General features: G+C 66.3%; 19 protein-coding genes and 1 pseudogene. 12 read left to right on the forward strand and 8 right to left on the reverse strand.

Annotated features, from left to right (window positions below; genetic code table 11):
• Window positions 1-88: 88 nt before the first annotated feature.
• Window positions 89-1,231, forward strand: coding sequence for a benzoate/H(+) symporter BenE family transporter (locus AC3WLY_RS02890; protein ID WP_492310440.1), 1,143 nt, complete (start codon window positions 89-91; stop codon window positions 1,229-1,231).
• A 103-nt stretch (window positions 1,232-1,334) separates the two neighbouring features.
• On the opposite strand, the gene AC3WLY_RS02895 is transcribed toward AC3WLY_RS02890, so the two are convergent.
• Window positions 1,335-2,222, reverse strand: a complete 888-nt coding sequence (locus tag AC3WLY_RS02895) for an NmrA family NAD(P)-binding protein (RefSeq protein WP_492310441.1) — start codon at window positions 2,220-2,222, stop codon at window positions 1,335-1,337.
• A gap of 103 nt (window positions 2,223-2,325) precedes the next feature.
• Between AC3WLY_RS02895 and AC3WLY_RS02900 the strand changes: the two genes are divergently transcribed.
• On the forward strand, window positions 2,326-2,472 hold the full coding sequence (locus AC3WLY_RS02900; RefSeq protein ID WP_492332638.1) for a hypothetical protein: 147 nt from the start codon (window positions 2,326-2,328) through the stop codon (window positions 2,470-2,472).
• A gap of 154 nt (window positions 2,473-2,626) precedes the next feature.
• Here the strand turns inward: AC3WLY_RS02900 and AC3WLY_RS02905 are convergent, their stop codons facing one another.
• From AC3WLY_RS02905 to AC3WLY_RS02915, 3 genes and pseudogenes are all read right to left on the reverse strand, one after another.
• On the reverse strand, window positions 2,627-2,995 hold the full coding sequence (locus AC3WLY_RS02905; RefSeq protein ID WP_072438104.1) for an addiction module antidote protein: 369 nt from the start codon (window positions 2,993-2,995) through the stop codon (window positions 2,627-2,629).
• A gap of 2 nt (window positions 2,996-2,997) precedes the next feature.
• Window positions 2,998-3,293: pseudogene (locus AC3WLY_RS02910) on the reverse strand (type II toxin-antitoxin system RelE/ParE family toxin).
• 313 nt (window positions 3,294-3,606) lie between these two features.
• Window positions 3,607-4,524 (reverse strand): AraC family transcriptional regulator, encoded by a 918-nt coding sequence (locus AC3WLY_RS02915; protein ID WP_492310442.1) that lies wholly within the window; start codon window positions 4,522-4,524, stop codon window positions 3,607-3,609.
• A gap of 192 nt (window positions 4,525-4,716) precedes the next feature.
• On the opposite strand from AC3WLY_RS02915, the gene AC3WLY_RS02920 reads away from it, so the two are divergent.
• Complete coding sequence (locus AC3WLY_RS02920) at window positions 4,717-4,905, forward strand: hypothetical protein (RefSeq protein ID WP_175959760.1); 189 nt, start codon at window positions 4,717-4,719, stop codon at window positions 4,903-4,905.
• Window positions 4,906-4,935: 30 nt separating this feature from the next.
• Here AC3WLY_RS02920 and AC3WLY_RS02925 read toward each other — a convergent pair whose 3' ends face one another.
• Window positions 4,936-5,889 carry a LysR family transcriptional regulator gene (locus tag AC3WLY_RS02925; protein ID WP_047901940.1) on the reverse strand — a complete coding sequence of 318 codons (954 nt, stop codon included), beginning with the start codon at window positions 5,887-5,889 and terminating at the stop codon, window positions 4,936-4,938.
• 99 nt (window positions 5,890-5,988) lie between these two features.
• On the opposite strand from AC3WLY_RS02925, the gene AC3WLY_RS02930 reads away from it, so the two are divergent.
• The 5 genes from AC3WLY_RS02930 to AC3WLY_RS02950 all read left to right on the forward strand — a co-directional run bounded on the left by AC3WLY_RS02930 (window position 5,989) and on the right by AC3WLY_RS02950 (window position 12,554).
• Window positions 5,989-7,347, forward strand: a complete 1,359-nt coding sequence (locus AC3WLY_RS02930) for an NAD(P)/FAD-dependent oxidoreductase (RefSeq protein WP_492310443.1) — start codon at window positions 5,989-5,991, stop codon at window positions 7,345-7,347.
• Between the two features lie 323 nt (window positions 7,348-7,670).
• Window positions 7,671-8,105 (forward strand): HAD family hydrolase, encoded by a 435-nt coding sequence (locus AC3WLY_RS02935; RefSeq protein ID WP_492310444.1) that lies wholly within the window; start codon window positions 7,671-7,673, stop codon window positions 8,103-8,105.
• A gap of 179 nt (window positions 8,106-8,284) precedes the next feature.
• Window positions 8,285-9,904 (forward strand): histidine-type phosphatase, encoded by a 1,620-nt coding sequence (locus AC3WLY_RS02940; RefSeq protein ID WP_492310445.1) that lies wholly within the window; start codon window positions 8,285-8,287, stop codon window positions 9,902-9,904.
• A 108-nt stretch (window positions 9,905-10,012) separates the two neighbouring features.
• The gene (locus AC3WLY_RS02945) at window positions 10,013-10,321 is read left to right on the forward strand and encodes a hypothetical protein (protein ID WP_175959764.1); all 309 of its coding nucleotides are present in this window, start codon (window positions 10,013-10,015) and stop codon (window positions 10,319-10,321) included.
• A gap of 592 nt (window positions 10,322-10,913) precedes the next feature.
• Complete coding sequence (locus AC3WLY_RS02950; RefSeq protein WP_492310446.1) at window positions 10,914-12,554, forward strand: EAL domain-containing protein; 1,641 nt, start codon at window positions 10,914-10,916, stop codon at window positions 12,552-12,554.
• A gap of 48 nt (window positions 12,555-12,602) precedes the next feature.
• On the opposite strand, the gene kdgR is transcribed toward AC3WLY_RS02950, so the two are convergent.
• Genes kdgR through kduI form a run of 3 tightly spaced genes read right to left on the reverse strand, consistent with a single transcriptional unit; the run spans window position 12,603 to window position 15,206 of the window.
• Window positions 12,603-13,499 carry a DNA-binding transcriptional regulator KdgR gene (kdgR, locus tag AC3WLY_RS02955; RefSeq protein WP_425130362.1) on the reverse strand — a complete coding sequence of 299 codons (897 nt, stop codon included), beginning with the start codon at window positions 13,497-13,499 and terminating at the stop codon, window positions 12,603-12,605.
• Window positions 13,500-13,558: 59 nt separating this feature from the next.
• The gene (gene kduD, locus AC3WLY_RS02960) at window positions 13,559-14,365 is read right to left on the reverse strand and encodes a 2-dehydro-3-deoxy-D-gluconate 5-dehydrogenase KduD (protein ID WP_492310447.1); all 807 of its coding nucleotides are present in this window, start codon (window positions 14,363-14,365) and stop codon (window positions 13,559-13,561) included.
• 4 nt (window positions 14,366-14,369) lie between these two features.
• Window positions 14,370-15,206, reverse strand: coding sequence for a 5-dehydro-4-deoxy-D-glucuronate isomerase (gene kduI, locus AC3WLY_RS02965; protein ID WP_310130372.1), 837 nt, complete (start codon window positions 15,204-15,206; stop codon window positions 14,370-14,372).
• 280 nt (window positions 15,207-15,486) lie between these two features.
• Between kduI and kdgT the strand changes: the two genes are divergently transcribed.
• From kdgT to AC3WLY_RS02985, 4 genes are all read left to right on the forward strand, one after another.
• On the forward strand, window positions 15,487-16,506 hold the full coding sequence (kdgT, locus tag AC3WLY_RS02970) for a 2-keto-3-deoxygluconate transporter (RefSeq protein WP_492332639.1): 1,020 nt from the start codon (window positions 15,487-15,489) through the stop codon (window positions 16,504-16,506).
• A gap of 331 nt (window positions 16,507-16,837) precedes the next feature.
• On the forward strand, window positions 16,838-19,222 hold the full coding sequence (locus AC3WLY_RS02975) for a DNA polymerase II (protein ID WP_492310286.1): 2,385 nt from the start codon (window positions 16,838-16,840) through the stop codon (window positions 19,220-19,222).
• A gap of 209 nt (window positions 19,223-19,431) precedes the next feature.
• A complete protein-coding gene (locus tag AC3WLY_RS02980) occupies window positions 19,432-19,755 on the forward strand; it encodes a DUF4148 domain-containing protein (RefSeq protein ID WP_175959767.1) in 324 nt (107 codons plus the stop codon).
• An 86-nt stretch (window positions 19,756-19,841) separates the two neighbouring features.
• Window positions 19,842-20,969: a J domain-containing protein gene (locus AC3WLY_RS02985; RefSeq protein WP_492310285.1), complete on the forward strand. Its 1,128-nt coding sequence runs from the start codon at window positions 19,842-19,844 to the stop codon at window positions 20,967-20,969.
• Window positions 20,970-21,000: the final 31 nt, after the last annotated feature.

Consider the following 21,000-nt stretch of genomic DNA (forward strand, 5'->3'; position numbering starts at 1 on the left):
GCGCAGAATGGCGGGTCATCCGGGGTTCCCGTCACAAGCCGATCGCCCCGGCTCTGCCCGTGGCCGGGCACCTCGCTCTCCGACGACGATGCAACCGAACACCCCGCCCGGCGCGATCCGCGCGATCGGCAACGACTGGTCCGTTTCCGCGATCACCGCCGGCTTTCTCGCGGTGCTGATTTCCTACGCGGGCCCGCTCGCGATCTTCTTCCAGGCCGCGCAGGCGGCTCACTCGCCGAACGCGATGGTGTCGTCGTGGGTCTGGGCGATCTCGATCGGCGCGGGCGTATCGGGCCTGTTCGCGAGCTGGAAGCTGAAGGTGCCCGTCGTCACCGCATGGTCGGCGCCCGGCACCGCGCTGCTCGTCGGCCTGTTTCCGCAACTGACGTTGAATCAGGCCGTCGGCGCGTACATCACGGCCGCGCTGATCATCCTGGCGATCGGCGTCACCGGCTATTTCGACCGGCTCGTGCGCCACATTCCGCGCGGCATCGCGTGCGGGATGATGGCCGGCATCCTGCTGCCGTTCGGCACGCATGCGTTCGCCGCCGCATCGGAACAGCCGGCGCTCGCGTTCGGGATGATCGCGGCCTACGTGATCTTCAAGCGCCTGCTGCCGCGCTACAGCATCGTGCTCGTGCTGCTCACGGGCGCCGCGCTCGCGACGCTGCTCGGGATGACGCATCTCGGCAACGTATCGCCGAGCGTCGCGCGGCCGATCTTCATCGCGCCCGAATGGACGCTCGGCACGACGCTCAGCCTCGCGCTGCCGCTCGTCGTCGTCAGCCTCACCGGCCAGTTCCTGCCGGGGATGACGATCCTGCGCGTGTCCGGCTATCACACGAGCGCGCGCCCGATCATCACGGCGACCAGCGTGATGTCGCTCGTCGTCGCATGCTTCGGCGGGATCACGATCGTCGTCGCGGCGATCACCGCGGCGCTCTGCACGGGCAAGGACGCGCACGAGGATCTGGATCGGCGATACATCGCCGGGCTCGCGAACGGCGCGTTCTACCTGATCGGCGGGCTCTTCGCAGGCACGATCGTCACGGTGTTCTTCGCGTTGCCGAAGGCGTTCGTCGCGATCCTCGCGGGGCTCGCGCTGATCGGTGCGATCGGCGCGAACGTGCACGGGATCTTCGAGGACGAGAACCACCGCGAAGCGTCGGTGATCACATTCCTCGCGACCGCATCGGGGATGACGTGGCTCGGGCTCGGCGCCGCGTTCTAGGGGATCGTGATCGGGTCGCTTTCGTATGTGGTACTGAACAAGGTGCGGCGCCCCGCGTGATACACGTTGCGACCGTCATGCATGCCGCTCGGCGCCGCTGCGATCATCGCGCGTGCTGGCGCACCAGTTGCGCGAGCGCGTCCGCCAGCGTCGTCGTGCCGTAAAGCCGCTCCGACACGCCGGCCTCGACGTCGATCTGCCCGGCGTTGTGCACGTCGTACAGATCGACGATCAGTTGTGCATGGCGTTCGCTGAGGCCCGCGCGCAGCAGCGTCTCGTTCCAGGTGTCGCGCGGCAGCTCGTGCGCGACGATCGCGCGGCCGGCCGCCGTGCCGAGCGTATCCGCGATCGCCGTCACGCTCACCCGCCGCGGCCCTTCGATGCTGACGATGCGCGGCCTGTTGCCGCCTTCGGGCGCATCGAGCAGCAGCCGCGCCGCGACGACGCCCACATCGGGCGCCCAGACCGTCGGAAATACCTTGGCCACCGGATGATGAAAGCTCGGCAGCACACCGGTACCGAGCGCGACCGGCAGGATCCGCGTCCAGTTCTGCAGATGCTCGGCCGAACGCAGCAGCGTCAGTTGCGTCGGGATCGTCTGGAGCCGTTCCTCGAAGTAATGAAAGAGGCGCGTGATGCCCGTATTGCCGTCGCGCTCCGCGCCGTAGTCCGACAGCGCAAGCAACGCCGGCGGCGGGCTCGCGGCGAGCGCGGCGGTCGCGACGTCGATTGTCCGCTCCATCGTCGCGGCAGGATCGGGGTCGGCGACGGGCACCGGGCACAGAAGCTGCACGGCCCGCGCGCCGTCGATCGCCGACGCGACCGCGCGCTCATCCGTCAGCGCCGCGATCGCCACGTCGCAGCCGAGCTGCGCGAAACGCTCACGATGGCGCACGTCGTGCAGCACCGCGCGCACGGGATGGCCTGCGTTGCGCAAGGTTGTTACGGTCGACAAGCCGACGTTGCCTGATGCACCGAAGATCACGAACACGATCCGCTCCTGGGGGATGAAGGTGTGGTGATTGTCTGCATGCGCGGCCGGGACGGCGCGCAGGGAGGGATGATTCGGACAGGAACGGATGAAGGATTGTGTAGTGGTGGCGGCGACGCGTATTGCCCGCTTCGTTGCCGCTCACTTTGAATCGTACGGTCTGCCGATGACGGACAGCGACACGCCTGCGATGAATGAACCGTTCACGCAGAAGGCATTGCGGCTCAACAGGCCGACGGTGCAGCGGTAAGTGCGCCGTTGCAGTCGCGTTTTCTGCATTTGAACGACTGGCACGGCGAAGAAATTGTGAGCTTTGATCCGTACGCCATCCCGCCGGCAACGCCGGCTGGATGAACGCGCGTGGGCCGGCGCGTTGCGGTATGGGCGCCGGCCGCCAATGACCGCTATGCGTGCGCCGCCGGGCGAGCGCGCGAGCGCGCACGCGTTGGTGCGGGAGCAGGCGCCGACGCCGATTCGGCCGCTGGCGCGGCCGGAGCTACGGTCAGGTGCAATCCCAGCGCGCTGACAACCTTCATGATCGTTGCGAATTCGGCGTTTCCACCTTCCGACAGTGCGCGGTAGAGCGCTTCACGTTTCACGCCAGATTCGCGCGCCAGCGCCGTCATACCGCGTGCCTTCGCGACATTCCCGAGCGCGGCCTGGATCAGCCGCGGATCCCCATCTTCGAACGCTTGCGCCAGGTAGTGACGAATCGTTTCCTCGTCCTTCAGGTACTTCGAGCCGTCGAATTCGGCCAGTTCGCTTATTTTCATACTCAATCCTCCAGTTCGCCGGCGATTTGCTTCGCCACCCTGATGTCCTTCTTCTGGGTCGACTTGTCCCCACCGCACAACACCACGACGATGATTTTCCCGCGTCGCACGAAGTAGGCTCGATATCCCGGCCCGACATCGATCTTCATTTCGTTGACGCCGTCGCCGACTGCCCGCCATTGGCCGAGGTTGCCGAGCTTCGCCCGCTCGATGCGCAAGTTGATCGCCGCGCAACCGACAGGGTCGCGAAGCCCATCGAGCATTCATCAAATTGGGGAGTGGTCAGGACTTTGAACATGAAGCCACTGTAACCCATAGGGGACAATTTGGCTGCCGAGTTTTCTCAATCCCACGCTCGTTGGTCCAACATGGTTGGTCCTGGGGCATGCCGTTGCACGCACTGGAGATCGGTGTACACGCCCGCTGCACGGCGCTTGCGTGATCGACGAAGGGGCGCCACAGATTTCAGCGTCGACGGCAAGCCAGCCGCATCCGACGGGCACAAGACTCCATGCGCGCGACGTTGATCTCTTCGATCTGCTACTCCAGACGAACATAAACCGCGCAGCAGATCGAGCACCAGAGCTCGATCCCGGCGAGAGAATCGACACTCACACGTCGCCCCCGCTACCCTCACCACCGTAAGCCAGCCGCAGCCCGCCCCGAGCCCCCGACCGCACGATCTCCATCGGCGTCGCGCCGAGCACGCGGTTCATCCAGTTCGCCATGTGGCTCTGATGCGCGAACCCCGCTTCGAGCGCGATCTGGCTGATGCTGAGCCGGCCTTCGAGCAGCAGCGCCTTCGCGCGCTCGACCCGGCGCCGCACGACGTACTGGTGCACGGGCATCCCGAGCGTCTCGCGAAACAGCACCTTGAAATGCGGCACGCTGATCGATACGAGCGCCGCGAGTTCGGCAAGCGTCAGGCGCCGGTCGAGGTTCGCTTCGACATAGTCGATCACGCGCGCCGCCGCTTTCGGCGCAAGCGTGCGCCGGCGCTCGCGGAACGCCGGCTGGCTGTCGACCAGCCTCGCGACGAGCGCCGTGCACAGGCTTTCCGCATAAAGCGGATCCGACGCGTCTTCCGCTTCGAGCTCGGCGGCCATCGCCCACGCGATGTGCTGCAGGCGCGGATCGCGCACCTGCAGCCGGCGGCGGATCTGCGCCTGCGACGGCTTCAGTTCGAGGTGCTCGAAGGTGCGCCGCACGAACGTGTCGCCGAGCATGATGTGCAGGATCCGGCAGTCGGCGCTGTCGGTCCACTGGCCGGGCACGCCGGCCGGAATCACGTCGACGTCGCCATGCGCCTGGATGCGCGACACACGCTCGCCGTCGCACACGCAGTCCGCGCGAACGGGCCCGCCGATGTGCACGCCGATGCGGTAATGGTCGGCCGCCGGAATCCGGTACGTGCCGGCGCGAATGTCGAGCAACGCCGCGCCGAAGCCCCGCCAGCCGAGCCCGCGGCTGGAACGCAGGCTGACCGGCACACCGTTGTCCGGCGGCGCGGCAAGAATCGCATCGCTCATGGCCTGGCTCCACCAGATCGTGTATCGAACGCGCATTGTGACGCGTTTTCGGCCGGCGTGCCGGGCCTGCGGGGGCCGCACCCGGACGGACAGAAAAAGATCATCCGTTTCTGCTCAGGACGATCCTTGCGTGCGCGCCGGCCTGCGCCGCGACGCTTACGATCGCACCATCCGACACCTACGGAGACCGTCATGCCCCATTGCTGTCCGCAACGCGCCGCGCTCACCGCGCCATCGCCGTCCTCTGCCACCCGCCTTTCATCCGGCCCGCGCTCCCGCACCGCCATCGCCGCCTGGTGCCTGCGTATCGTCGGCTGGTATCGGCTCGAACGGCTGCTCGCGTCGATTCCCGACAGCAACGACGACTTCGGGCTCGTCTGACCGAGCGGCCGCCCGGCCGACGTCATCCACCTACTTGCGCCGCCGCTCGTGCGGCGCCACCGTCGCGCCGTCGATCACCGGCGCGCCCTGCTTGATCAGGAAGTCGCGAAACAGCCCCGTCACCTGCGAGATCCGCCGGTCGGCGAGCGTGACCACATACCATTCGCGCTCGATCGGGTTGCCGGGGAACGGCAGTTGCCCGAGCAGCCCCGTGCGCAGTTCGAGTGCACACGCGTGCAACGACAGGAACGCAATGCCGAGCCCCGCTTCGGCCATCTGCTTGATGGCCTCGTTGCTCGACAATTCGGACCCCACATGGAAGCGGTAGCCGGCCGTCTTGAACAGGCTCTCGACGGTCGAGCGCGTGCCCGCACCGCGTTCGCGCACGAGCAGGTGCGCGGATTCGAGATCCTTCAGCGCGACGCGCTTGCGCTGCATCAGCGGATGGCCGGGTGCCGCGACGAACACCATCGGATGCTTCGCGAACTCGACCGCGTGCGTGCGCAGCTCCTTCGGCGCGCTGCCCATCACCGCGAGATCGATTTCATGCGTCGCGAGCATGCGGATGATGTCGTCGCGGTTGCCGACCTTGAAATACGTCTTCACATGCGGGCGCGTCGCGGTGAATTTGACGAGCAGCGGCGGGATCAGGTACTCGGCCGTCGTGATCGCGCCGATCCGCAGCGTGCCGCCGAGATCGCCCGTCAGCGCGGCCACTTCGTCGCCGGCCTCGCTCCACAGATGCAGGATCTCGCGCGCATAGCGCGACACGATCTCGCCGGCCGCGGTCAGCTGCACGCCGCGCCCCACCCGCTGCAGCAACGCGGCGCCCACGGCCTCCTCGAGCAGGCGAACCTGCAGCGACACGGCCGGCTGCGTCAGGTTCAGCTCCTCGGCCGCGCGCGACACGCTGCCGAGCCGCGCAATCATGTCCAGCGCCTTCAACTGCCGGAACGTCGCGGTCTTTCCTATAAGTGAATACATATGAGTCGCTTATAAACATTAAATTGTTCGACTGGGTTCGAAACTATATCGTCGGTTCTTGAGCAATGTCATCCGAATCGTCATCAGCGGGAGCCCAACATGGACAACATCACGCCCAACCTTGCAACGGACCGCGCGCCGCGCATGCCGCGCATCGTGATCGTCGGCGGCGGCGCCGGCGGCCTGCAGCTCGCCACGCGTCTCGGCGATACGGTCGGACGCCGCGGGCAAGCCGAAGTCGTGCTCGTCGACCGCTATCCGACGCACTTCTGGAAGCCGCTGCTGCACGAAGCCGCATCGGGCCATCGCGACCCGGCATCCCACACGATCGAATACGCGGCGCAGGCCAAGCGCCACGGCTTCCGCTTCGTGCAGGGCGCGCTGCAGCAGGTCGACCGCGCGGCACGCACGGCGACGATCGCGGCCGTGCACGATGCGGACGGCACGGAAATCCTGCCGCAGCGCGAGCTCGGTTATGACGATCTGGTGCTGGCGGTCGGCAGCGTGACGAACTTCTTCAACGTGCCGGGCGCCGCACGCCATGCGCTGCCGCTCGAAAACCTCGACCAGGCCGAGGATTTCCGCCGCAAGTTTCTCGCGGCCTGCACGAAGGCGAATCATCAGGCCGAGCAGCATCCGGCGAAGCGCGCGGCGCCGATCTGCATCAACGTGATCGGTGCGGGCGCGACGGGCGTCGAGCTGGCCGCCGCGCTGCGGCACGCGATCCAGCAACTGACGACGTACCGCTTCAAGGCGCTGGTGTCCGCGCGCGACGTGCACATCCGGCTGATCGAAGGCGGCCCGCGCATCCTGCCGGTGCTCGACGCGCGGCTTTCCGCGAAGATGCACGCGCAGCTTCGCGCGCTGAACGTCGACGTGCTGACCGATACGCGCGTGGCGGAAGTGAGCGCCGATGCCGTGACGACCGCGACGGGCGAACGGCTCGCGAGCGACATCACGATCTGGGCGGCCGGTGTCGCGGGCCCCACGATCCTGCGGGAGATCGGCGACATCGCGCTCAATCGTTCGAACCAGGTGATCGTGACCGACACGCTGCAGACGCCGGACGATCCGCACGTGTATGCGTTCGGCGACTGCGCCGCGTGCCCGTCGGCCGGCGCGCGCGGCTTCCTGCCGCCGCGCGCACAGGTCGCGCACCAGCAGGCCGTGTATCTGGTCCACGCATTCGCACGGCGCGTCGCCGGCAAGCCGGTGGCCGGCTTCACGTTCCGCGACGCGGGCACCGTCGTGTCGCTCGGGCACGCCGGCGCCGTGTACCAGGCCGACCTCGGCGTACGCTCGCGTTCGCTGATCGTCGACGGGCTCGCTGCGATCGGCCTGTACAAGTTCCTGTACCGCAAGCACCTGTTCAGCGTGTACGGCGCGAAGCGCGCGCTGTTCCAGTCGCTGAGCCACTGGCTGCAAAGCCGCAACCAGCCGTCGATCAAGCTGCACTGATCGACTGCTGAAAGCGGCAGCGCATGACGGCGTATCGGGCACGCATCGCCCGATACGCCGTTTTTTTCATTTGCATATGACCGGTGCATGCGCAACGTGCGCGAGTTTGGTGCATCACATCGAAGGCCGTCGATACGATGCATTGCGTGAAAAAACATTGCGCGGTACGCATCCCGCGCCCACGCTGGCTCACAACCAGATTCATTAGTCGAATCGTATGAGTCGGATAAAAATATTAATTGGTTGCATATTCCGGATCGACGCTAAGGTGTGTGGCATTCCCGTCGGCGAACGGATCATCACGTCTCTGAAGAGGAATCACCGTGGTTATCGAAGCCATCGTCACCCGTCTCGACGCTGCATTCGCACAGATCGAAGCAACACCGGATTCGCGCGAATCGCGCCATCAGCGCGACGCAATCATCCAGTGGCTCGACCGTGCGTCGGAAGAAGGATATCGACTCGGTCTCGTCACGACGCTGCCGGCCGCACGGCTCAGCGACATGTTCGAAGGCCAGTTCGGCCGCGCGAACCTCGACCGCTTCTCGGTCGTCGTCACAGACGCCAATCAGCATGACTCCGAATCAAACCGGCATCCTTTCGACGTGGCACTGCAAGCGCTCGGCGTGCCGCCCGAACGTGCGGTGGCGATTGCGAGCAGCGAACCGGAACGCCGCGAAGCCGAGCATTTCGGCCTGTCGCGCTGCGTGAACATCACCGATACGGTGCGCTCGATCGCATCGGCCGGCCTGCACTGAACGCCGGCACACGGGCCGGCGGCAGCCGGCCATCGTCGATCGGGCCGCAATCCGACGATTGCCCGACTCGATCCTGACATTCCGCTGTCAAAGTCGCTTGCAACACTTCCGGGCTTGAACGATCTCCCCCGGAAACGGAACGACGCGATACCGCATCGTCCCGCCCGTTACACGCCACGATGACACGCCCGACCCACACCACCGCCGCACTCGCAATCGCCTGCCTGCTGCTTGCCGCCTGCGGCGGGGAAACCTCGACACCGCCCGCCACGTCGAGCGACAACAGCGGCTCGACGCCCGCACCGCAGCCGCAACCTCAGCCAACGCCGGTTCCCGCGACCTACTACCAGACGAAGACGCCGTACCGCCCGCAGCAGGACGCCGCGACGTACGAAGCGCCGCCCGCCGGCTACGCGCCTGTCTACGCCGAACTCGTCGCACGCCACGGCTCGCGCGGGCTGTCGGGCTTCAAGTACGACGGCGCGATCTACGCGATGCTGGTCAAGGCCGAGGCCGACGGCGCGCTGACCGCGCTCGGCGCGCAGCTCAAGGCCGACACGTACGCGATGATGAAGGCCAATGCGCTGCTCGGCTACGGCGTGCCGGGCATCTCGACGCCCGGATACGGCAATCTCACGCAAACCGGCATCCGCGAACACCAGCAGCTCGCCGCGCGTCTCGCGCAGCGGCTGCCCGCGCTGTTCTCGGCGGGCAACCGGCAGGTCGTCGTCGTCAACTCGGGCCAGGATCGCGCGGTCGACAGCTCGACGTTTTTCTCCGCGGCGCTCGTCGCCGCGCAGCCGGCGCTGGCCGCCGCGATCACGCTGCCGGCCGCGCCGTCCGGCTATCCGGCGAACGCACCGGCCGTGCAGCCGGCCGGCACCAACCGCTTCCTGCTGTATTTCCATTCGCTGAAACCGGCCACCGATCTCGTGACCGACGCGAGCGATCCGTACTACGCGACCTATCAGGCAAGCCAGGCCTACCAGGCCTACGCGAACGACACGGCGGTGGCCGCGAAGCTGAAGGCGATCAAGGCCGCACCGCAAGCGGCCGACGTCGCGCAAACGGTGCTGTCCGCGCTGGTGTCGCCGGCGTTCATCGCGAAGCTCGGCACCGATGGCTACACGTTCGCGAACACGGGAACCTATGCGTTCACGTCGGCGGACGGCAAATTCACCAACACGCTGAAGGGCGACGGCAAGACGAAGATCGCGACGGCTGTCGATGCGGTGAACGTGCTGTACAACCTGCTGCAGATCGCGCCGGCGATGACGGCGGAAACCGGCGGCGTCACGATGGAGAAATACATCGGCGCGGAGCAGGCGCAGTATCTGGCCTATCTGCAGGATGCCGAGGACTACTACCAGAAGGGGCCCGGCATCCAGGAAGCGAACCCCGTCACGTACCGGATGGCGAAGGTGCTGCAGGACGACTTCTTCGGCGAAGTCGACGCGATCGCGCGCGGCGACTTGACCCGCGCAGCGAAGCTGCGCTTCACGCATGCGGAGATCGTGATTCCGTTCGCGTCGATCATGAACCTGAAGAACGTGTTCGTGCCGACGCCGCAGGCGCAGACCTATACGTATGCGAACAACCCGTGGCGCGGCGACCAGGTGTCGCCGATGGCCGCGAACATGCAGTGGGATGTCTATCGCAACGGGTCGCGGCTGATCGTGAAGATGCTGTATAACGAGCGCGAGACGGATTTCCAGGCCGCGTGCGACGGCGCGAAAATCGCGCCGGGCAGCCACTTCTATGACTATGCGGGGCTGAAGCAGTGTTACGGGTATCAATGATGTGACGCGCGGTGCACGCGTCGCGCGGATGAGAGGATGAGCGGGCGCCGCGGCATCGACGAACTCGCGTCCGCCCGCGCGGTCGAACGTACATCGCCGGAGAATCCCATGAAACGCGTTGCCGCTGTCGCTGTCCTGACCCTGCTTGCCGCCGTCAGCTTGCCGGCAGCCGCCGGCGCATCATCGTCCGGCGCCAATGCGCCGGTTCCGCTTCAAGCAAACGCAAAAAATTGCGTCCCGTCCCGGGACGCCGCGCACGGCACCCGCTCCCCGTCGAAGGCGCCGCCGATCCGCGTATGCGTCGGCGATTCCGACACGCAACTGAACCTGCCGTGGTTCCTGACCGATGTCCTCACCGCGGTCGACACGCACCAGTCGCCCGGCGACCTGCTTCGCAAGATGCGCGACGATTTCTGAATCGCGGCCGGTGCGACGCGCCGGCACCGCATCGATCATTCGACGTCGGACCGCTTCAGCACCTGCATGAACGTGCCTGCGATACCGGCCCGCATCGCGGGATCGGCAATGCGATCGAGCAGCGCCCAGCCATTCCTGTCGTTCACCTTTCAACAGCACTCCGTGCTCTGCGCTGATGGCGTCGTAACGCGGCGTGCCGCGCGCCCGACTTCGTGCACCGACCGCTCATGCACCGGCATCGAATCGACGAAAACGGCGCCCGCATAAATATTTCCTGTCGAGATGCAATCACAAAACCACACCATTTGTTGAATAACAATATTTCGCAATCTCGCGTCGCGCCTTATACTTGGCGCGCACCATCCTCGTGCCAAGAGAAGGTGTCTTTCGTCCCGGCCGCACGACCTTGCGGCCGGGGTTTTTTTCGGTGTGCTCCGTCAACGTACATGCGCAACAGGCACATGTTATGGACGCGAGCCTCCGGATGAATGGCCGATCGCGAGGTGCCGCCGCCCATGGCCCTCGCGACCGTTGAATCGATTAGCATCGGGATATCGGCGCACGCGCCGTATTGCCGGACCCGGCATGACGCATGCTCGCCGTTTGCGCATCGACCGGTTCGGCCTGCGTCTCCATGCGAACAACACCAAAGGCAACTGCGGGAATGTCGGCGCTCACGCCAGGCTCTAAGCCAGTTTTCCAGCGCAGCGGCGCGTGGCCGCGGGTTGTCTTTTTCGTTGCGCTAATCGTTTGCGTGCTCGTCCCGACCTTGGCGATCGTGCTTGCCGATCGCTACGCGCGCGATGCCGTCACCACACACGAGCGCGTCACCGCGAACGACATCGTGGCATCGGTGGACCGCATCCTCGACGGCGTTCGTCTGCGACATGCGGACGAGCTGACCGCGCTCGTCGGGCGGCCATGCGCGACGATCTTCCGGACGCTGGCCGAAGTGGGCACTCGCCTGCGCTACCTGCGTGCCGTCGGGCTGGTGAACCACGGTCGCGTCACGTGCTCGTCGGCGCTCGGCGCGATCGACGTGCCGCTCGACGCGTACACGCGCGAGCCGGAACCGGGATCGACCATCGTCACGCTGTTGCGCCAGACGCCGTTTCAGCACGACATTCCGGTGCTGTCCGTGTTTCGCGCCACCGCGCGCGGCGCGGGTGTGCTCTACCTGATCGAGGGCGACTACGTGGCCGACGCGCTCGCGCGCGGCGCCCATCACGGCACGGAAACCGCGACGCTGTCGATCGCAGGTTCGGGCCATCTCGACCAGAACGGAAAGTACGCGCCGGAATCGGACGCCGGCCTCGCAGACGGAAGCACGATCGCGTCGCACCGATGGCCGTTCACGGTGTCGGTCGCCGCGTCGACGCACTACGCGTCGCAGGTCCAGCGCCACTATCGGTTGATCTGCATGACGATCGCGCTGCTCGCCGACGGCCTCGTGATGGCCGCCTACCTGCTGGCGATGGCGCCGCGGCGGCTGTTGCTGAAGGCCGTTCGCCAAGCGCTCAGGCGCAACGAGTTCCATGTCGTGTACCAGCCGATCGTCGATGTCCGCACGTGCAGGACAGTCGGCGTCGAGGCGCTGCTGCGCTGGCACCATCCGAAATGGGGGCCAATCAGCCCGGCCCTGTTCATCCCGCAGGTCGAATCGAGCACGATCCTGCCGAAGGTGACCGAATTCGTGCTGCGGACGGCCGTGTCCGAACTGACCGCGCTGACGCCGTCCGTGCCGCTGCGCATCGCCGTGAACGTCTCGCCGAAGGATCTCGAAAGCGCGCGGTTCGTATCCGTCGTCGACGAAACAATCCGCTCGCTGCCGCCCGGCTTTACGCTGGTGCTCGAAGTCACCGAGCGCATCCTGCTCGAAAAGAACGCGCGGACCACCGCGATATTCCATGCGCTCAGGTCGAAGGGCGCGAAGTTCGCGATCGACGATTTCGGCACGAATCACAGCAATCTCGACATGCTGTCGCGCTTTCCGTTCGATTACGTGAAGATCGATCGCCAGTTCATCGCACGACTGAGCGATGGCGGCGCAGGGCTGATCGAGGGGATCGCCGCCGTCGCGCATTACTACGGCTTGAAGATCATCGCCGAAGGCGTGGAAACCGAAGCACAGCATTGCGCGCTGGAGGCGATCGGGATTCAGTATGCGCAAGGCTACCTGTATCAGTGGCCGCAGCGGGCGGAGAACCTGAGGCGCGATTGCGCATGGGCGTAGCGGCATCGCCGCCGAGGTGCGCGGCCATATTGCGCGCACCTCGAACGCTCAATCCTGCGCGACCGCCGCCCGCTCGATGCCGGCCGCTTCCGGGCGATGCCCGAGCCGCGCCGAAATCGCCTGCCCCGATTCCTTCAGCAATGCGATGTAATGCGCCTTCGTATCCGCGCCGCAGCGCATCGTCGGAAACGAAATCGACAGCCCAGCGATCACGCGGCCGAAACGATCGAACACGGGCACGGCAAGACACATCAGGCCGTCTTCCTGTTCTTCGTTGTCCTCGCCGTAGCCCTGCTGCCGCACATGCGGCAGGATGCTCATCACCGCGTCCGCCGACGACAGCGTCTTCGCGGTCGACTTCCTGAACTCGATGCCGGCCAGCACCGCGCGCGCCTCGTCGGGCGACATCCACGCGAGCAGCACCTTGCCGATCGCCGTGCTGTAGAGCGGATTGCGCCGGCCGATCCGCGACTGCATGCGCAGCCCGTAATCGGCGTCAATTTTGTGGATGTAGATGATCGCGTCCTCGTCGAATGCGCCGAGGTGCACGGCTTCGCGCGTCAGTTGCCCGATGCGGCGCATCTCGAGATCGGCCTCGCGCACGAGGTCCACGCTCTCCAGCGCCTTGCTGCCGAGCTCGAACAGCCGGATCGTCAGCCGGTAGCGGTCGGTCTCGCCTTCCTGCGCGACATAGCCGAGTGTCTTGAGCGTTTGCAGGAAGCGATGGACCGTCGTCTTCGACATGCCGAGCTGTTGCGACAGCTCGCTGATGCCGATCTCGCGGCGATCGCCGAGCGCCGCGAGGATCGTGAAAACCTTCCCGACGGCCGCGACCGAATCGGCCTTCTCCGCGGCGCCGGCCGCCGACGGGTCGGCCGCCGGACGGCCGGCCCGCGGTGCCATGTTCGCCTGATCGCGCTTGCGCTGCGTGGGCGTTGCTGTCATGTCCGTGAATCCATGAGATGCGAATCGGGAGAGCATAACGCGTCCGCCGCGCGATACGCTCAGCGCGCGAGCCACCCGCCGTCGACGGCGAGCGTGTGGCCGTGCACGTAGTCCGATGCACGCGACGCGAGGAACACGGCCGCACCCGCGAGATCGTCGGGCACGCCCCAGCGGCCGGCCGGGATGCGGCCGAGGATTTCGTCGCTGCGCCGGCTGTCCTCGCGCAGCTGCGCGGTGTTGTCGGTCTCCATGTACCCGGGCGCGATCGCGTTCACGTTGATCCCGCGCGCGGCCCATTCGTTCGCGAGCAGCCGCGTGAGGCCCAGCACGCCGCTCTTCGACGCCGTGTATGACGGCACACGGATGCCGCCCTGGAACGACAGCATCGACGCGATGTTCACGATCTTGCCGCCGCGCCCCTGCCGCACCAACTGCCGCGCAACCGCCTGCGACAGGAAGAACGCGCTCTTCAGGTTCACGTCGACGACGGCGTCCCAGTCCGCCTCGGTGAAATCGAGCGCATCGCAGCGGCGAATCATGCCCGCGTTGTTGACGAGGATGTCGACGTGACCGAACGCATCGACCGCGCCGCCGACGATCCGCTCGACCGGCTCCAGCGTCGACAGGTCCGCGCGCACGTCGACGAAGCGCCGCCCGGCCGCTGCGACGCGCGCCGACGTCGCATCCGGCGCCGAGCGGTTCGCACCGACGATGTCGCAGCCGGCCGACGCGAGCGCGACAGCCATCGCCGCGCCGAGCCCCGTGTTGCAACCGGTGACGATCGCGACCTTGCCGGTCAGGTCGAACAGGCCGGCGAACGCGGAACGCGCATCGGCGGAAGAAAGATCGGGGTTGTCGCGTTTCATGGTGTCAGCGCAAGTCGGCGACGGCGATATGGTCCATGTCCTTGAACACCTGGTTCTCGCCGACCATCCCCCAGATGAACGTGTACGCCTTCGTGCCGACGCCCGAGTGGATCGACCAGCTCGGCGAGATCACGGCCTGCTCGTTGTGCACGACCACGTGGCGCGTTTCCTGCGGTTCGCCGAGCATGTGGAACACGGCCGCATCGTCGGCGAGGTTGAAGTAGAAATACACCTCCATCCGGCGCTCGTGCGTATGGCACGGCATCGTGTTCCACAGGCTGCCCGGCTCGAGCTTCGTCATCCCCATCGACAACTGGCACGTGGGCAGCACGTCGGGCACGATGAACTTGTAGATCGTGCGGCGATTGCTCGTCGCCGCATCGCCGAGCGTTTCGGGCGACGCTTGCGCGAGCGTGATGGTGCGCGTCGGATACGCGGTGTGCGCGGGCGCGCAGTTCACGTAGAACTTCGCGGGATGCGCGCGATCGTCGCTGCCGAACACGACGCCCTGCCCGCCTTGCCCGATGTAGATCGCCTCCTCGGTGCCCACCGCGTGACGCTGCCCGTCGACCTCGACCCAGCCGCGCCCGCCGATGTTGATCGCGCCCAGTTCGCGCCGCTCCAGCAGATGGCTCACGCCCATCGAGGCGCCGAGCGACGCGGGCACCTCGACCGGCCGCGTGGCCGGCCACGCGCCGCCGACGATGATGCGGTCGATATGGCTGTAGGTGAGCGACAGCGCGTCCGGCTCGAACAGGTTTTCCACCAGGAAATGCCGGCGCAGGCCGGCCGTGTCGAGCGCTTTCGCGTGTTCGCTATGTATGCCCTGCCGCACTTCCATGCCGGTTCTCCATGGGGGATGGACACGCCGCCGATGCCTGTGCGGCCGACGGTCATACGATGAATTGAAGCACAAATTTTGCAGATTCGGAACGACGAACCGAATTATTCGCAACGCGCCACGGCGCAATTAATCCATTTTTTATCAGCAATTTATTGGATTACGGGTATACGACTAGCCGACAAATTCATAAAAATGGACCGATGTTCCGAATCATGTCCTATAGTCAGTCAGCAGACATCATTTGACAACGGGACGCATCGACGTCCACGGAGGAGACGTGAAGCTGAAACAGGCCATCGACCGCATTCCCGGCGGGCTCATGCTGGTTCCGATGCTGCTCGGCGCGTGCGTGCATACGTTCGCCCCGAACGCCGGGAAGTATTTCGGCTCGTTCACCAACGGCCTGATCGCGGGCACGGTGCCGATCCTCGCCGTGTGGTTCTTCTGCATGGGCGCGACGATCAACCTGCGCGCGACGGGCGTCGTGCTGCGCAAATCGGGCACGCTGCTCGCGACGAAGATCGTGGTCGCGTGGCTCGCGACGTTGATCGCCGCGCAGTTCATCCCCGACGACGGCATCCGGACGGGCCTGTTCGCGGGCCTGTCGCTGCTCGCGATCACGACGTCGATGGACATGACCAACGGCGGCCTCTATGCGGCCGTGATGCAGCAGTACGGCAGCAAGGAGGAAGCCGGCGCGTTCGTGCTGATGTCGATCGAATCGGGGCCGCTCGTCAGCATGCTGATCCTCGGCGCGGCCGGCGTCGCGGTGTTCGAGATGCGGCTGTTCGTCGGCGCGGTGCTGCCGTTCCTGATCGGCTTCACGCTCGGCAACCTCGATGCGGACCTGCGCGAGCTGTTCGGGCGCTGCGTGCATCCGCTGATCCCGTTCTTCGGCTTCGCGCTCGGCAACGGCATCGATCTCAACGTGATCGCGAAAAGCGGGCTGCCGGGTATTGTGCTCGGGCTTGCGGTGATCGTCGTGACGGGCGTGCCGCTGATCCTCGCCGACAAATTCGTCGGCGGCGGCAACGGCACGGCCGGGCTCGCGGCGTCGTCGACGGCCGGCGCCGCGGTCGCGAACCCGGCGATCATCGGCGAGATGATTCCGAAGTTCAAACCGATGGTGCCGGCCGCGACCGCGATCGTCGCGACTGCTTGCCTCGTTACAGCGATACTCGTGCCGATTCTGACGGCGATGTGGGCGCGGCGGGCGGCGCGGGAGTCAGGGGCGCCGGTGGTGGTTGCGGCACGGGCGGGGCGTGGCGGGACGATCGAGCATGAGGGGCATGTTTGAGGGTGCCGGTTCGAGTCCGGTCCCCGGCACAGGTTTCGAGTCTGTCAATGTTCTACAGTGCCAGCCAGTAGCCGGTCACGGGAACGAATTGGGCACCGCTGATTGCCGGCGCGCTGCGATCGAGCGCAGCAACCGCGTGCCCATTCGGAACAAAGGATCGCCCCGTCCGCGCGCGAAGATTCGACGCCCAGCCCTCAACCGATGGGCACACACAGGATGGCGCGTCGCACAGCGGCTTCCTGCCACCTGATGCCATATGCGCCCGCCATCGGCACGGACCGCGCCCAAGCGCTAAAATCCGCCGCCTGAGCATCCACGACGAGCAAGCGTTTTGACGGAGTTCGAGCAGGGTTTCATCCTCACCCGCCACTGGCGGGACACCGCGACCGGTATCGAGATCGAGTTCTGGCTGGCAACCGAGCACGGTCCGCGCCGTGTGCGGTTGCGCCCGCAGGAAGCCGTCGCGTTCATCCCGGCCGAACAGCAGGCGCTCGCCGAACGCACACTGGCCGGCGAACGCGATGCGGAACTGCGCCCGCTCGCGCTGCGCGATTTCAGCCAGCGCCCGGTCGTCGGCCTTTATTGCCGGCGCTATCGCCACCTGTCCGGGCTCCAGAAGCGCCTCGCGGCGGCCGGCGTCGACGTCTACGAAGCCGACGTGCAGCCGCCCGACCGCTACGCGATGGAGCGCTTCATCACGGCATGCGTGCAGTTTCGCGGCCAGCCCGGCAACGACGACACGCTGACCGGCGGCGAGCTGAAGCCCGCGACCGGCTACCGCCCGGCGCTGCGCTGCGTGTCGCTCGACATCGAAACCAGCGTCCACGGCGAGCTGTATTCGATCGCGCTCGAAGGCTGCGGGCAACGACAGGTCTACATGCTCGGTCCGCCGAACGGGGACGAAAGCGGCGACGCGAGCGCCGTCGACTTCCGCCTCGACTACTGCGACAGCCGGCCCGAGATGCTCGCGCGGCTGAACGACTGGTTCGACGAACACGATCCCGATGCCGTGATCGGCTGGAATCTCGTGCAGTTCGACCTGCGCATCCTGCATGCGCACGCGGAGCAATACGGCGTGCCGCTGAAGCTCGGGCGCGGCGGCAGCGTGCTCGACTGGCGCGCGCACGGCCAGCAGCCCGACCACTTCTTCGCGGGCGCGGCCGGCCGCCTGATCCTCGACGGCATCGACATGCTGAAATCCGCGACGTGGACGTTCCCGTCGTTCAGCCTCGAATACGTGTCGCAAGCGCTGCTCGGCGAAGGCAAGTCGATCGACAATCCGTACCAGCGGATGGACGAAATTCAACGCCGCTTCGACCACGACAAGCCCGCGCTCGCGCGCTACAACCTGAAGGATTGCGAGCTCGTCACGCGCATCTTCGACAAGGCCGACCTGCTGTCCTTCGCGCTCGAACGCGCGAGCGTCACGGGGCTCGCCGCCGATCGCACCGGCGGCTCGGTCGCGGCGTTCACGCACCTGTACCTGCCGCGCATGCACCGGCTCGGCTATGTCGCGCCGAACCTCGGCGACGTGACGGGACAAAACAGCCCCGGCGGCTTCGTAATGGATTCGCGCCCCGGGCTGTACGACTCGGTGCTCGTGTTCGACTACAAGAGCCTCTATCCGTCCATCATCCGCACGTTCCTGATCGACCCCGTCGGGCTGATCGAAGGGCTCGCGAACCCCGGCGACGACGCATCGGTGCCCGGTTTTCTCGGCGCGCGCTTCTCGCGCACCGCGCATTGCCTGCCCGATATCGTGCGGCGCGTGTGGGAAGGCCGCGACGACGCGAAGCGGCAGCGCAACGCGCCGTTGTCGCAGGCGCTGAAGATCATCATGAATTCGTTCTATGGCGTGCTCGGCTCGACGGGCTGCCGGTTCTTCGACCCGCGCCTCGCATCGTCGATCACGATGCGCGGCCACGAGATCATGCACCGCACGCGCGAGCTGATCGAAGCTCAGGGCTACGAAGTGATTTACGGCGATACCGATTCGACGTTCGTCTGGCTCGGTCGCGCGCACGACGACGACGAAGCGGGACACAAGGGCCGCGCGCTGGTCGAGCATGTGAACCGCTGGTGGCACACGCACCTGCGCGACCGCTTCGGGCTCGAAAGCGCGCTGGAGCTGCAGTACGAGCGGCATTACCGCCGGTTCCTGATGCCGACCGTGCGCGGTGCGGAAGAAGGCAGCAAGAAACGCTACGCGGGCCTCGCGGCGACGGCCGACGGCGGCGAGGACCTCGTCTTCAAGGGGCTCGAAACGGTGCGCACCGACTGGACGCCGCTCGCGCAGCAGTTCCAGCGCGAGCTGTACCGGCGCGTGTTCCGGCGCGAGCCGTACCAGGATTTCATCCGCGACTACGTGCGGCGCACGCTCGCCGGCGAATTCGACGACCAGCTCGTCTATCGCAAGCGCGTGCGCCGGCCGCTGCGCGAGTACGAGCGCAACGTGCCGCCGCATGTGCGCGCGGCGCGGATCGCCGACGAGTTCAACCAGGCGCACGGCAGGCCGCTGCAGTACCAGCGCGGCGGCTGGATCAGCTACGTGATGACGACGGCCGGCCCCGAGCCGCTCGAAACGATGCGCTCGCCGATCGACTACGCGTTCTATCTGAGCCGCCAACTTCAGCCCGTCGCCGATGCGATACTGCCGTTCCTGCGCGACGATTTCGAACGCGTCATCTCCGGGCAGGGGCAGTTGTTCGGCGACTGATGCAACGGCGCTGCGCACGCCATCGCAACCTCTCCTCCGCCTGACGTCGATCTTCGTCGTGTTGCGCCCGCACGTTCACTCTGACTCATCCTGCAACACAGCTGGTCAGGAATCGCCATTTATCCAGCCAGTCCGGGTTCCTAAACTTGTCTCGTCGGTTCAGCGAAGCGAATTCGTGCCGAACCGCAACGAAATCGTCTGAGGAAACCGTGAAACCCGTCATCGTCACCATCGCCGCCGTCGCCGCTACCGCCACCGCTCTTCTCGCCGCACCGGCCGCGTCGTACGCGCAGTCGTCGCATTCGACGCTCACGCGCGCGCAAGTGCGCCAGGAACTGCTCGACCTCGAATCGGTCGGCTACGAGCCGGTTGCCGGCGACGGCGACAACTATCCGGGCGACATCGTCGCCGCGCAGGAACGCCTGGCCGCCAAGCGCCTTGCCGAACGCAAGAGCACCGAAACAGCCTACGGGGCGAACGGCGCACCGGGCACGGATTCGGGCACGCCGGCGGTCGCGACAATGAAGCGGTAACGCGCCGCCGGTCGTTTCGGGGGCGCGCTCGTCCGGCTAAAATACCGGCCTGCCGCGCCTCCTGCCGCGGCCGGAGGACATCAGTCATGACCGCACGTCGCGGAACCGCGGTCGCCATCGCGCCCAACCACGAGACAGCCAGCCTGTCGAAAGCCCAGAAGACGTTCAATACGCTCGTCGAGCAAATCGAAAAACGGCGCGAACGTCTCGGTGCGTGGGAAGCCGTCATACCGGTCTTCCAGAAAAAATTCGTCGACGGGCTGTTGCCGCTCGAACAGGCGTCGACGGCGTTGCGGATCCGGTTGCTCAATCTGCTCGACGATGCGTTCCTGCAGAAGGGACTAAGCAAGGCCGACCAGCGCACGCTGTCCGGGCTGATCGCCGATATGGCGCGCGACCTGCTCGACATCAGCGACGACGCGGCGTTGAAAGTCATCTACTACCGGCACGGCGCATCCCGCGACGACGGCCACGCAGCGGCCGCCCCGGCGCGGACGAAGCCGGAACCCGAACCGATACCCGCCGCCGAACCGGCAGACGATCTCGACACGCTGTCACCCGACGAACTCGCCGAGCGCATGCAAGCCGAACTGGACGAACAGTTCACGCGCGACATGGCCGCCCACGAAGCCCGCGAGGCGCAGCGCGCCAAGCGGAAGAAAGCACCCCGGCAATCGGCCGCGGCGGCCAAACGCGAAGCCGAGCAGGCCGAATCGAGCAAGTCGATCCGCGAGGTCTATCGCAAGCTCGCGAGCGCGCTGCATCCCGATCGCGAAACCGATCCGCAGGAGCAGGAACGCAAGACCGTGCTGATGCAGCGGGTCAACCACGCGTATGCGAAAGGCAATCTCCTGCAACTGCTGGAGCTGCAACTGGAGATCGAACAGATCGACCGGCGCGCGATCGACGGCCTGAGCGAAGACCGGCTAACGCGCTACAACGGCATCCTGGAGGAACAGATCCGCGAGCTGGATCAGGAGATCCAGCACGTCGAGAACGATTTCCGGCGGACTTACGGAATCGCGTCGTCGGTCAAGGTGGCGCCCGATACCGTGATGCGCATGCTCACGCGCGACATTGCCGGCATGCAGCGCAGCAACCACGACCTGGCCGTGGCGCTGCGCGAGTTCGACGATCCGGAAAAGGTCAGGGACTGGCTGAAAGACATGAAGCGCCGGCAGGCATCCTCCCGCTTCGACGACGAGCCGTTTTAAGCGCGCACGCGCTCTGCGTGCGGAACGTCGC

The organism is Burkholderia sp. FW306-1C-G01B, from assembly GCF_058781685.1.